A 13,058-nucleotide genomic window follows, 5' to 3' on the forward strand; every position below is an offset into this window, starting at 1 on the left:
GCGCGTCGCCTGGTTGGCGGGCGCATCCCCCCGGCGGCCCGGCCGGAGCTTAGTGCGTTTTGACGCGACGTGGCTACCGCCCGGAGGAAGAAATCCCGGGACGGCGCCCTAAGCCATTGCAAAGAAACGGCTCAGACGAGCCGGCTCTGATCTTTGGCGGCACGGATGAAGGAGGCGAACAGCGGGTGCGGGTCGAACGGCCGCGACTTCAGCTCCGGGTGGAACTGCACGCCGATGAACCAGGGATGGCTCGGATATTCCACGATCTCCGGCAGCAGCCCGTCCGGCGACATGCCGGAGAACTTCAGCCCGTGCTGCTCCAGCCGCTCGCGATAGGCGGTATTCACCTCGTAGCGGTGGCGGTGGCGCTCGGAGATGTCGCGCCGGCCGTAGACGCCTTCCACCTTCGTGTCCGGCTCCAGCACCGCATGGTAGGCACCAAGGCGCATGGTGCCGCCGAGGTCGCCGGCGGCGTTGCGCCGCTCCAGCTCGTTGCCGCGCAGCCATTCGGTGAGCAGGCCCACCACCGGCTCGGAGGTGGCACCGAACTCGGTGGAATTGGCCTTCTCGATGCCCGCGAGGTTCCGCGCCGCCTCGATGACCGCCATCTGCATGCCGAAGCAGATGCCGAAATAGGGCACCTGCCGCTCGCGGGCGAACTGGGCCGCGCGAATCTTGCCCTCGGCACCGCGCTGGCCGAAGCCGCCGGGCACGAGGATGCCGTGGACATGCTCCAGGAAGGGCGCGGGGTCCTCGCGCTCGAAGGTCTCGCTCTCGATCCAGTCGAGATTGACCTTCACCTTGTTGGCGATGCCGCCGTGGGCGAGGGCCTCGATCAGCGACTTGTAGGCGTCCTTCAGGCCCGTGTACTTGCCGACGATGGCGATTGTGACCTCGCCCTCGGGGTTGCGCACGCGGGTCTCGATGTCGGTCCAGCGCTTGAGGTTGGGCGCCGGGGCCGGCTCGATGTTGAAGGCGGCGAGCACTTCCTTGTCGAGGCCTTCCGCGTGATAGGCGGAGGGCACGGCGTAGATGTTGTCCACGTCCCGCGCCTCGATCACCGCCGTCTCCCGCACATTGCAGAAAAGCGAGAGCTTGCGGCGCTCCTCGCGCGGGATCTCGCGGTCGGTGCGGCAGAGCAGGATGTCCGGCTGGATGCCGATGGAGCGCAGCTCCTTCACCGAATGCTGGGTCGGCTTGGTCTTCAGCTCACCGGCCGAGGGGATGTACGGCATCAGGGTGAGGTGAATGAAGATGGCGTGGCCGCGGGGCAGCTCGTTCTTGAGCTGGCGGGTGGCCTCGAAGAAGGGCAGGCCCTCGATGTCGCCCACCGTGCCGCCCACCTCGATCAGCACGAAATCGAAGCCCTCGTTGCCTTCCAGCACGAAGTCCTTGATCGCGTTGGTGACGTGGGGAATCACCTGGATGGTGGCGCCGAGATAGTCGCCACGGCGCTCCTTGGCCAGGATGTCCTGGTAGATGCGGCCGGTGGTGATGTTGTCCTGCTTGGTCGCCGGATGACCGGTGAACCGCTCGTAGTGACCGAGATCGAGGTCCGTTTCGGCCCCGTCATCGGTCACGAACACCTCGCCATGCTGATACGGGCTCATGGTGCCCGGATCGACGTTCAGATAGGGGTCGAGCTTGCGCAGGCGGACGGTGTATCCGCGCGCCTGGAGAAGAGCGCCGAGTGCTGCGGAGGCGAGGCCCTTGCCCAGGGAAGACACGACGCCGCCGGTGATGAAGATGTAGCGCGCCATGGGCCTCGACCTTACCTAATGCAAACGCGATTCGGCGAGGGCGAAACCGGGATCGGCCTCGCCTCGCCTGTGGAGAAGAAACGGCGCGGCCGAAGCCGCGTCGCGTCAATGGATCACCAGAACAGGATCACTTGGACTGCGGAACCTGGGGACCGGACGGCGCCGCGGGCTCGGCCGGGGTGGCAGGAGCCGGAGTGGCAGGCGCCGGGGCAGAGGTACCCTGCGGAGCGCCGCCCTGCGGGGCCTGCTGGCGCAGCTGGTCGAGAATCGACCCGCCGCTCTGCGGCACCTGCGGCCCGCCCTGGTTCTGCTGCGCCGGCGGCAGGATGGAGCGCGGGGCGCGACCCCAGCCGGCCACGATGGTCAGCGACAGCGAAGTGATGAAGAAGATCAGCGCGAGAATCGCGGTGGCGCGGGTGAGCACGTTGGCCGTGCCGCGCGCCGTGAAGAAGCCGCCGCCCGAACCGCCGCCGCCCCCGCCGATGCCGAGACCGCCGCCTTCCGAGCGCTGGATGAGCACCACGCCAATGAGCGCGAGCACCACCATCAGGTGAATTACGATGAGAACCGTCTGCATGGAATCCATCACGTTCGCGCCAGAGCGGTGCCCCGGCGCGCAGGTCGCGGGTTCCCTACACGATCGGGCGGCAGGAGGGAAGAGCGGGAGGGCGGCGGCCATCCCTATCCCCCCATCGCGGCGAGGCCTGCCGCGACCAGCGGCAAGGCGTCGCGCCGGGCGCGCCATCGGGGCCGCAATGCCGGGCTGAAGATTTTTCTTGTTCGCTGCGGTAGGCGGTTCGTCTAGAATTGCTGCAGTGCCCTCGCTCGGTTTGGGTTCGCAGACGGGTTCCCTTCGCCGGGGGCGTCGTCGCGGTCCCCCAAGATTGTCCCATCAGGACCTTAATCCTATTATTCTCGCCTGCCTCAGCAGGCTCGCGCCGGAGGCGATACGCATGGACCTGTCCCGCAAGTTGCATAATTCGAAGGCTGGTCTTCGCGCGATCATGCACTTCGATAATCGCTGGGAGGTTGTGGCCACGAGATTGCTGTTCCGTGGTACCGGCATGATTACCTACCGAAAGAACGGTATGGAATTCGTGATCGACCACCATGGCGGTGACGAGACCGGGACGCGAGCCTGTCTTACCAGTCCGATGTACCGTCTCCTGATCCCCCAGATGGCGCTCAAGGGTCCCCTGACGCTGGTCGATATTGGCTCGAACGGTGGTGGATTCCCCATTCTTCTTTCCGACATGGGTTTCGCGCTCCGGAAGATTGTTGCCGTGGAAATGAACCCACGGGTGTTCGCACGAATGCAGCTCAATCTCGTTCAGAACTTCGACGCCGAGCTCAAACTGTTCAATTGCGCCATCTCCGGCCAGGCTGGAACGATCAACGCGGACTTCGGAAGGGGAAGCACCGGTGAATCGATCTCCGGATCCCTCGGGCACAGCTCGCATGGCGTGCGGCGCCATGCGGCGATCGAGGCAATTACCTTCGATGACCTGATCGGACGGTCGCTGTCCGAGAACGAGGTGGTCGATCTTTGCAAGATCGATATCGAAGGGTCCGAATACGAGATCTTCGCCTCGGGCAGTTGCTCATCGCTGCGGCGTTGCCGCAATCTGGTCATCGAAATCCACGCTGTGGCCGGCAAGAAGCCCGAGCAGGTGGTGTCCGCGATCTGCGATCTCGGATTTGCGGAAATCCCCCGGCCCGCGGGCGGTGAACTGGACGTTTACTGCTTCCGTAACCTGCAGCTGAGCTGACGTCTGGGCGGCCCGGACGCGCCCTGCTCCGTGCCGCCTATTCGATCGCCAGCAGCACCGCCGAGGCGATCGCGATCATCCACACCGCGCCGCTGATGCGCTGCCAGCGGCCGGCGATGAGGTTCACCGCCACATAGGTGATGAAGCCGAGGCCGATGCCCGTGGCGATGGAGAAGGTGAAGACCACCGCCAGCGCCGTCGCGGCGGCGGGGAAGGCCTCGGCAGCGTCATCCCACGGCAGGTCGCCCATGGCGCCGATCATGGCGAGGGCGACCACCAGCAGCGCCGGCGCGGTCGCATATCCGGGCACCGCCAGCGCCAGAGGCGCGAACAGCAGGCAGGCGAGGAACATGAGCGCCACAACCACGGCGGTAAGCCCGGTGCGCCCGCCCGCCTCGATGCCGGCGGCGCTCTCGATGTAAGAAGTGAGCGTGGAGGTGCCGAGCGCCGAGCCGACGATGGCGCCCCCCGAATCGGCGATCAGCACGCGGCCGAGACGCGGCACTGAGCCGTCCTCCCGCATCAGGCCGCCCTTGTAGAGGGTGGCGATGAGCGTGCCCATGTTGTCCAGCAGCACGAGCAGGAACAGCGCCGCGATCACCCCGGTCATGGACAGGCGCAGCACGCCGGCGATGTCGAGCTGGAGCAGCGTCGGCGCCAATGAGGGCGGGGCCGAGACAATGCCGGAAAAGGAGACGAGGCCGAACGGCACGCCGGCCAGCGTCGCCGCCGCGATGCCGATGAGGATCGCTCCCGGAACGCCCCGCGCCGCAAGGCCGCTCATGAGCAGAAAGCCGCCGCAGGCGATGAAGGTGGAGGGCGAGGCGAGGTTGCCGAGCGCCACCAGCGTCACCGGGCTCGCCACCACCACGCCCATACCCTTGAGGCCGAGCAGCGCGAGGAATAGGCCGATGCCCGTGCCCATGCCGAGCTTGAGCGACATGGGAATGGAATTGAGCAGCCATTCCCGCACCCTGAACAGGCTGAGCGCCAGGAACAGCACGCCGGAGACGAACACCGCCCCCAGCGCCTGCTGCCACGGCACGCCCATGCCCAGCACCACGGTGAAGGTGAAATAGGCGTTGATGCCCATGGCCGGCGCGACGGCAATGGGATAGTTGGCGATGATCCCCATCATGGCCGAGCCGAACGCCGCCGAGAGGCAGGTGGCGGTGAAGGCCGCGCCGGCGTCGATGCCCGCCTGCGCCATGATCTGCGGGTTCACCACCACGATATAGGCCATGGTGAGAAACGTGGTGATGCCCGCCACCACCTCGGTCGGGATGGTGGTGCCGTGCGCCTCCAGCTGGAAGACGCGCTCGATCAGTCCGCGCATGTGAAGCTTGCCCTGCCCGTATCGGGGAAGAGGCTAGCAGCAACGTTCGCGCCGTGCAGGCGCTAATGCAGATCCTGCGTGTAGACGAATTTCGGCATGCTCCAGCCGAAGCGCAGGGCCAGCAGGCGCAGGGTCAGGCCGGCGGCCATGGCGATGGCCATGGTGAGCGGCTGCGGCAGCCCGGCCAGCGGCCCGGCCACGTAGAGCAGCCCCGTCAGGATCGAGACGGTGGCGTAAAGCTCGGCGCGGAACAGCAGCGGCACCTCGTTGCACAGCACGTCCCGCAGCACGCCGCCGACGCAGCCGGTGATCATGCCCGCCGCGATCACCACGATGACGGGCAATCCCAACCCGATGGCCACGTTGCAGCCGATGACGGTGAACACCACGAGGCCCACCGCGTCCAGAAACAGGAACACCTGCCGCAGATGGTCCATGACCCGCGCGAGGAAGACCGTGCCCAGCGCCGCCCCGCCGGTGACGATGAGGTAGGAGGGGTGCGCCACCCACGAGAGCGGGTAGTTGCCGAGCAGCACGTCCCGCACCGAGCCGCCGCCCAGCGCGGTGACGCAGCCGAGCAGGAACACGCCCACCCAGTCCATCTCCCGCCGTCCGGCGGCAAGCGCGGCCGTCATGGCCTCGGCCACGATGGCGACGAGATAGAGGATGTGGAGCAGGGTCTGCGGCGTGATGTAGGAACCCAGGATAGCCCCCGCGCAAAAACGCCGCCTGCCCCGGCAGGGACAGGCGGCCTTGGTGTTAACCCCGGCGAACCGGGGCGGTTCAGTGCCCCAGCACCGCCAGCAGCAGCAGCGCGACGATGTTGGTGATCTTGATCATGGGGTTCACGGCGGGACCCGCCGTGTCCTTGTAGGGATCGCCGACGGTGTCGCCGGTGACGGACGCCTTGTGGGCTTCCGAGCCCTTCATGTGGCGCACGCCGTCCTTGTCCACGAAGCCGTCCTCGAACGATTTCTTGGCATTGTCCCAGGCGCCGCCGCCCGACGTCATGGAGATGGCGACGAACAGGCCGGTGACGATGACGCCCAGCAGCATCGCCCCCACCGCCGAGAAGGCCGCCGACTTGCCTGCCACGCCGCCGCCCGCCACGAAGTAGATGGCGAAGTAGCAGAAGATGGGCGAGAGCACCGGCAGCAGCGAGGGGATGATCATCTCCTTGATGGCCGCCTTGGTCAGCATGTCGACGGCGCGGGAATAGTCCGGCTTCTCCGTGCCGGCCATGATGCCCGGCTTTTCGCGGAACTGCCGGCGCACCTCCTCCACGATGGCGCCCGCCGCGCGGCCCACCGCCGTCATGCCCATGGCGGCGAACAGGAAGGGCAAGAGGCCGCCGAACAGCAGGCCCACCACCACGTAGGGGTTCTCAAGCGAGAAGTTGGGCGTTACGCCGGCGAAGTAGGAGCCCGGCGCCGCCTGCGCGATGAAGAACTTGAGGTCCTGGCTGTAGGCGGCGAACAGCACCAGCGCGCCGAGGCCGGCGGAGCCGATGGCGTAGCCCTTCGTCACCGCCTTGGTGGTGTTGCCCACCGCGTCGAGCGCGTCGGTGGACTGGCGCACTTCCTTGGGAAGGCCCGCCATCTCGGCGATGCCGCCGGCATTGTCCGTCACCGGGCCGAAAGCATCGAGGGCCACGATCATGCCGGCGACGCCGAGCATGGTGGTGGCGGCGATGGCGATGCCGAACAGGCCGGCAAGGCCATAGGCGCACAGGATGCCGGCGATGATGACGATGGTCGGCAGCGCCGTCGATTCCAGCGAGACGGCGAGGCCCTGGATGATGTTGGTGCCGTGGCCCGTGACCGACGCCTGGGCGATGGACACCACCGGGCGATAGCCGGTGCCGGTGTAATACTCGGTGATGACCACGATGGCCCCCGTCACCGCGAGGCCGACGAGGCCGCACAGGAACAGGCTCGTGCCCGAATAGGCCACTCCCTGGATCGGCCCGAAGCCGGGCAGCAGCCATGTCACCACGGCAAGCGCGATGATGGAGAAGCCCGCCGTCGCCATGAGGCCCTTGTAAAGAGCGCCCATGATGGAGGAGTTCGCCCCCAGCCGCACGAAATAGGTGCCGGCGATGGAGGTGAGGATGCACGCCCCGCCGATGGCCAGCGGATAGACGATCATGGTGGCGAGCGTCGCCGGATTGGCGGCGAAGAAGATGGCCGCGAGCACCATGGTGGCGACCACCGTCACCGCATAGGTCTCGAACAGGTCGGCCGCCATGCCGGCGCAGTCGCCGACATTGTCGCCCACGTTGTCGGCGATGGTGGCCGGGTTGCGCGGGTCGTCCTCGGGAATGCCGGCTTCCACCTTGCCGACGAGGTCGCCGCCCACGTCCGCGCCCTTGGTGAAGATGCCGCCTCCGAGACGGGCGAAGATGGAGATGAGCGAGGCGCCGAAGCCCAGCGCCACCAGCGCATCCACCACCGTGCGGCTGTTCGGCGCGAAACCAAGGAAGCCGGTGAGGATGAGGTAGTAGACGCTGACGCCGAGCAGCGCGAGGCCGGCCACCAGAAGGCCGGTGACGGCACCCGCCTTGAAGGCGAGGTCGAGGCCGCCGGCCAGCGAGAGCGTCGCCGCCTGCGCGGTACGCACGTTCGCCCGCACCGACACATTCATGCCGATGAAGCCGGCAAGGCCGGAGAGGATGGCCCCCAGCGCGAAGCCGATGGCCACCAGCCAGCCAAGGAACACGCCCACGAGGATGAAGATGACGGCACCCACGATGCCGATGGTGGTGTATTGCCGGCGCAGATAGGCCTGCGCGCCTTCAGCGATGGCGGATGCGATCTCCTGCATCCTGGCGGTTCCCGGGTCCGCCTCCATCAACCCCTTGATCGTCCATACGCCGTACGCCACGGCCAAGAGGCCGCAGGCGATGATGAGCACCAGAGCCAGCATCTATCCCACCCTCAATTCGTTTCCTGCCAATTATGTTTATGGGCCGGGAGTGTGAGGGGTGCCGTGGGCCATCGCAAGGGGCGTTTGGGCAAAGCGTCGCACCTTGGGGCGGTTTCATGAGACCGTCGCACGATTGCCCCATGGGCGGGGCTTCCACTTTCGCCTCCCCCGTCCCGCCGGGGCATCGGAAGGGCTATCGCGTCGGTGGCGTTCCGGTCGAATCGCGGAATTCGAAGATCTTGCGCAGGAAGCCCGGCGCCACGGCCGAGATGGGGTTGATCCGCAGGGTCGGACCGGTGGACAGCGGGCCGACGACCTCGAAGGTCACGCCCACCAGGCCCTCGTTGGGCCCGCCGCCGAGGAACAGGCCGATGACCGGCAGCTTGGAGAAGATGTTGTTGAGCGCGTAGGCCGGCACGAAGGTGCCGCGCATGTTGATGCGGTCGGCGGCGAAATCCAGCGAACCGTCGAAGGTCGCGCCCACGGAGGGGCCCCAGATGGCCCCTTCCTTAAAGACGATCTTGCCGGTGGAGCGGGAGAACTGGGCCTGCGCCTTCTCGAAAGCGGCGGTGCCGTTCTCGATGCGGCCGGAGCTGTCGCGGGCGGCGCTGGAGAGGCGCTCCAGGCCGGGCTCGCCCTTGATGGAGAAGTCGCTCAGGTGCAGCACGCCCTCCTGCGGCGTGTTGTCGCTGCGCGGGGGATCGACCACCAGCCACGCCTCGCCGCCCTGCATCTTGGCGTAGATGTCGAGGAAGCGGAACAGCGCGCCGGCGTCCGAGGTGGTGATCTGCAGCGCCCGCTCGCGGCCCTGCCAGGTGCGCATCTCGCCGGCCACCGTGCCGTCCCGGCCCGTCTTGGCGGTGAGGGTGAAATCCCGCATCTCGACGCCGCGCCGCGTGGTGGAGAGATCGAACTGGCGCAGCACCTCGCCGTTGTTGCCGGTGAGCGCGCCGATGCGCGCCTCCACGTCCACGTCCTGCGACTTGCGCTTGTCGGTGGGGGGGCCGCTGACGAGGCTCTTCATGATGCCACGGGCATCCATCACCTCGCCGGTGATGCGGATCTTCAGTACCGAGCCGACCCGCTCCGCCTTGGCCGAGGCCTTGTCGCCGTCGGAGAGCTGGAAGGTCGGGAAGTTCGCGCCCATCAGGTCGCCGCTGTCGGCCAGCTCGATATTGCCCTTCAGCAGGGTGCCCGAACCGTCGATCACCATGTCGTCGAGGCGGACGGAGTTGCCCTTGTCGTTCACCGTGAAGCGCGCCTTGAGCGGCTTGCCGGCGGGCTTGCTGAGGCCGGGAATGAGATCGGCGATCCGCGCCTGGGTCAGGTCGCCTTCGATGCTCGCCCGCGTGTCCTTGTTGTTGGTGGTGCCCACCACCCGTACGCCCACCGGGCCGCTGACGCCGGGAATGTCCACGCCCAGCTTGCCGCGGGCGGCATCGTCGAGGGTCGCGGAGACGCGGATGTCCGAATCGGCCACGTCCTTCTTCTTCTCGTACTCGAAGGCGAGCGGCGCCCCGGCGAGCTTGCCCTCGCCACGCAGGACGATGCCGGCGGGCGAGGCGAAGGCCTTCACCGTCGCGCCCTCCAGCCTCTGGCCGCGGAACACCTTGTCCACGCCGAAGTCGGTGAGGTTCGCCTCCAGCGAATAGTCGAGATCTTCCGGCAGCGGCACCTTGCGGAAGATCATGTTCACCTGCAGCAGCGCCGAGAGCCGGCCGCGCGTGGTGGAGGGATCGAAGGCGGTGCCCTGCGGCCCCTTCAGGGGCTCCATGCCCAGCACCTCGATGCCGGCGTCGGCGGGGCCGTTGAAATTCACCCGGATCTGCGCGGAGGGCTCGCGCGGGAAATAGTCGGGAATCAGCATCACGCCGTCGCTCACCGCGATCTTGCGGTTCTGCGGCGTCACCACTGTGCCGTCGGGCATGGTGATGCGCACCGAGCGGCCGGTGACGAGGATGGCGAGGCTGGAATTGGTGATGGGCGGCAGTCCCTTCACCGGCCGGATCGTCACGCCCTTGCCGGTGATGGTGAAGCGCACGCCGTCCTCAGGCAGCGGCACCTGCTTCTGGCCGATGAGGTCGAGCGGCAGCTTCACCGCGACCGCGATGCCTTCCGCTGTGCCGCCCGAGACGTTCTCCACCGCGAACTGACGGGCGGGAGGCGCAATGTTCACTGGCCAGAAGCGCTTCACCGTCGCCACCGGCATGGGAGAGGCGACGCCGTCGAACTTCAGGTAAGGGATCGGCACGCCGAAATCGAACAGCGCCGTGAAGCTGAAGCTCGCAGTGGAAGCGCCCAGCAGGCCCTGGTCCACCACGATCTGGCGGCTGGGCGGATCGAACCGGCCGGACACGTCCACCTTGGTGATGACGAGGGGCGGCTCGGGCATCTCCGGCCCCTGAAACACGACTTGCTTCGGCCCCATCTGGAACGGCCACGGCTCCTGCGCCTTGGCCGGCACGCGGATCTCACCCGCCAGCTCGATGATGTTCTGGCTCTTCACCGCCTCGATGGGAGCGACCACGATCACACGCCGCGCCACATCCAGCTTGGCCACGATGCGGGCGCGGTCGATGACGAAGCGCTCTTCCGGGTCCTCGCCACTGCCGAGCGCGCCGGCGCCGAGATCGAGGCTCGCATCCGCGGACGTGAGCGCGCCGTCGAGGGCGAGGCGGGCGGAGAAGGAAGCGTTGAGGGGGGTGTCGATATAGAAGCGCCGCTGGTCCTGCACGAAGGCGTGCAGCAGGTCGCGGGTCGAGACGTTCCGGATGGCCACGTCCATGGCGCGCTCGCCATTGCTGACCGGGCTGATGCGCGCGACAGCGGTAGCGACGCCCTGCGGCGACTGGGTGGTGAAGGTCAGCACCGCGCCGCCACCCGGCGGCCGTGCGAGCCGGACGCTCATGTGCTGGAAGACGATTCGGCGGCCGGCGCCCTCGTTCTCCACGATCACGGTGCCGTCCTTGAGGCCCACGTCCGCGAGCGCACCGCCATCGAAGCCGGCGGTTTCGAGGTCCGCCATCCAGCGGGCAAGCGCGACGGGCTTGAGCGGATCGAAATCCGCGCCAGCGGCATCGGCGGCCTGTTGCGCCTTGTCTGGCGGCGAGGCGGGGGCAGAGGCCGGGGTCCCAGTCTGGGATGCAGCGGGTGCCGCCGCGGAGCGGGCGGTGGGGCTGGCGGGGATCGCCTTGGCGCCGCGGCCGGTGGCCACCGCCACCTGACCGGTCGGGGCGATTCGCACCGTCATTTCCGCGCCCACAAGGTCGATGCGCCGCGCCTTGGGCATGAGCGAGAGGATGGAGCCTTCCAGTTCCACCTCGGCGCTCGGCGCGCTGGCGACGAGCTGGCCGTCGGGGCCGGTGACGCGGATGTCGTGGACCACCACGGCGGTGGCGCCATGGCCCACCGTCTCCATGGTGGTGGCGCCGATGCTGACCTGGTGGCCGCCGCCAATGCGCTCCTCCAGCGCCCGCTCGATATAGGGCGTGGCGAGGTTGGCGGTGACCATGCCGGTGGCGATGAGCGCGTAGAGGGTGACGGCAGCGACGCCGCCGAGGGCGATCAGGACGAGGCACAGGCCGGTAAAAAGGCGCGCGGCACGGCTGCGCGGCGTCAGCGCACCGACAATGCCCCGGAAGCGGGACCGCTTAGGCTCGCGCCGCGCCCCCGCCGGCCTCTCCTGCCGAAACTCCATTCCGTCTGGACCTTCCCTCTACCGCTTCGGCCGTTCCCGGCCGTTCGTCCGCAACCCGGCGATGGTCCCGCGGTGCCCTCCGGAGTGCGCTTCGATTCGCCTCCGGCCCGCAAGAAATGACCCTAACCTGCCCTTGTCTCGTAAAGATGAGGTGGATCAACTCCCTTGATGATACCATCTGGCCCAAGAACGCGGCCATCTTGTGGGCTTGCATTTGAGCAGCCCCGTATGGCGCCGAACACGTCGAAAGGAAGGCGGAATGTCCAGTTTCCCGGAGGTTGGCGCCAAGGCGCCTGCTTTCTCGCTCACCCGTGATGGAGGCGGTACCGTTTCATTGAAGGATTTCAAGGGCCGCAAGCTGGTGGTCTATTTCTACCCCAAGGCTGACACGCCCGGCTGCACCAAGGAAGCCATTGCCTTCAACGGCCTGAAGGCGGAATTCGCCGCTGCCGACACCGACATCCTCGGCGTCTCCGCCGACGAGGTGAAGGCGCAGGACAAGTTCCGCGACAAGTACAGCCTCGGCTTCGCGCTGGGCTCCGACCCCGACAAGGCCATGCTGGAAGCCTACGGCGTGTGGGTGGAAAAGAGCATGTACGGGCGCAAGTACATGGGCGTCGAACGCGCCACCCTCCTCATCGGCCGCGACGGCAAGGTGGCCAAGACCTGGCCCAAGGTGAAAGTGGACGGCCACGCCGCCGAGGTGCTGAAGGCCGCTCGAGAACTGGGCTGAGCCCGGTTCATAGCTACGGGCACGCTGGACTGAGCCCGGCTCACTCCCCCCTGCCTGCCCCTACTGCGCCGCCTGCACGTTCTGCGGCAGGATGAAGGGGCCGGGCGGGGCGACCCCGATTCGCAGGCGAATGCCGAAGGCGTCCGCCAGCACCGGCTCCGTCAGCACCTCAGCCACCGGCCCCGCCGCGCGGACCCGCCCTCCCGCCAGCACCACGATCTCGTCGGCCACCATGGCGGCGAGGTTGAGGTCGTGCAGCACCGCCAGCACGCCCCCGCCCGCATCCGCATGGGCGCGGGCAATGTTGAGCACGGTGAGCTGGTGGGCGAGATCGAGGCTGGCGGTGGGCTCGTCGAGGAAGAGATAGCCCGGTGCATCCGGCTTTCCCGCATCCAGCTGGGCGAGAATGCGGGCGAGTTGTACACGCTGCCGCTCGCCGCCTGAAAGGCTGTCATAGCGCCGGTCGGCGAAGCCGGGCAGGTCCACCCGCGCCAGCAGGCGCAGGATGCGGGCGCGGTCGTGCCCCTCCCCCGCCATGAGGCCGGCGGTGATGACCTCGGCGGCGGTGAAGGGAAAGGCCACCTCCGCCGCCTGCGGCAGCACTGCCCGGCGCCGCGCCAGTTCCAGCGGCCGCATGTCATGGATGGAGATACCGTCCAGCGTCACCCGCCCCGTGGCGAGCCGGTGCTCGCCGGACATGGCCTTAAGCAGTGTGGACTTACCGGCGCCGTTCGGCCCCACCAGCACGGTGACGCGCCCCGGCCGAACCGTGAGGCTCGCGCCATCCACGAGGCGACGGCCGGAAGCAGTGACGGTGACGTTCTCTGCGCGATACATG

9 protein-coding genes are annotated in these 13,058 nt (G+C 67.8%); 2 read left to right on the forward strand and 7 right to left on the reverse strand.

The genetic code is table 11. The annotated features are described in order from the left end of the window. Positions 1-131: 131 nt before the first annotated feature. A complete protein-coding gene (locus V5F74_RS00600; RefSeq protein ID WP_029558398.1) occupies positions 132-1,760 on the reverse strand; it encodes a CTP synthase in 1,629 nt (542 codons plus the stop codon). A gap of 127 nt (positions 1,761-1,887) precedes the next feature. Then, positions 1,888-2,337, reverse strand: coding sequence for a preprotein translocase subunit SecG (secG, locus tag V5F74_RS00605; RefSeq protein WP_394005662.1), 450 nt, complete (start codon positions 2,335-2,337; stop codon positions 1,888-1,890). Positions 2,338-2,713: 376 nt separating this feature from the next. On the opposite strand from secG, the gene V5F74_RS00610 reads away from it, so the two are divergent. Continuing rightward, the gene (locus V5F74_RS00610; RefSeq protein ID WP_029558394.1) at positions 2,714-3,529 is read left to right on the forward strand and encodes an FkbM family methyltransferase; all 816 of its coding nucleotides are present in this window, start codon (positions 2,714-2,716) and stop codon (positions 3,527-3,529) included. A 37-nt stretch (positions 3,530-3,566) separates the two neighbouring features. Here the strand turns inward: V5F74_RS00610 and V5F74_RS00615 are convergent, their stop codons facing one another. The 4 genes from V5F74_RS00615 to V5F74_RS00630 form a co-directional block, all read right to left on the reverse strand. Next, the gene (locus V5F74_RS00615) at positions 3,567-4,865 is read right to left on the reverse strand and encodes an NCS2 family permease (RefSeq protein WP_394005664.1); all 1,299 of its coding nucleotides are present in this window, start codon (positions 4,863-4,865) and stop codon (positions 3,567-3,569) included. A gap of 62 nt (positions 4,866-4,927) precedes the next feature. Then, a complete protein-coding gene (locus V5F74_RS00620) occupies positions 4,928-5,557 on the reverse strand; it encodes a trimeric intracellular cation channel family protein (RefSeq protein WP_038193482.1) in 630 nt (209 codons plus the stop codon). 91 nt (positions 5,558-5,648) lie between these two features. Beyond that, positions 5,649-7,790, reverse strand: a complete 2,142-nt coding sequence (locus V5F74_RS00625; RefSeq protein ID WP_024279182.1) for a sodium-translocating pyrophosphatase — start codon at positions 7,788-7,790, stop codon at positions 5,649-5,651. Positions 7,791-7,983: 193 nt separating this feature from the next. Next, entirely contained in the window at positions 7,984-11,487 is a 3,504-nt protein-coding gene (locus V5F74_RS00630; RefSeq protein WP_394005667.1) for a YhdP family protein, read from the reverse strand. A 259-nt stretch (positions 11,488-11,746) separates the two neighbouring features. Here V5F74_RS00630 and V5F74_RS00635 point away from each other — a divergent pair, with 259 nt between their 5' ends. After that, complete coding sequence (locus tag V5F74_RS00635) at positions 11,747-12,220, forward strand: peroxiredoxin (RefSeq protein WP_394005669.1); 474 nt, start codon at positions 11,747-11,749, stop codon at positions 12,218-12,220. 60 nt (positions 12,221-12,280) lie between these two features. Here the strand turns inward: V5F74_RS00635 and V5F74_RS00640 are convergent, their stop codons facing one another. Continuing rightward, positions 12,281-13,057, reverse strand: a complete 777-nt coding sequence (locus tag V5F74_RS00640; RefSeq protein WP_394005671.1) for a heme ABC transporter ATP-binding protein — start codon at positions 13,055-13,057, stop codon at positions 12,281-12,283. Position 13,058: the final 1 nt, after the last annotated feature.

This window comes from Xanthobacter aminoxidans (assembly GCF_043193615.1).
Classification (GTDB): domain Bacteria; phylum Pseudomonadota; class Alphaproteobacteria; order Rhizobiales; family Xanthobacteraceae; genus Xanthobacter; species Xanthobacter aminoxidans.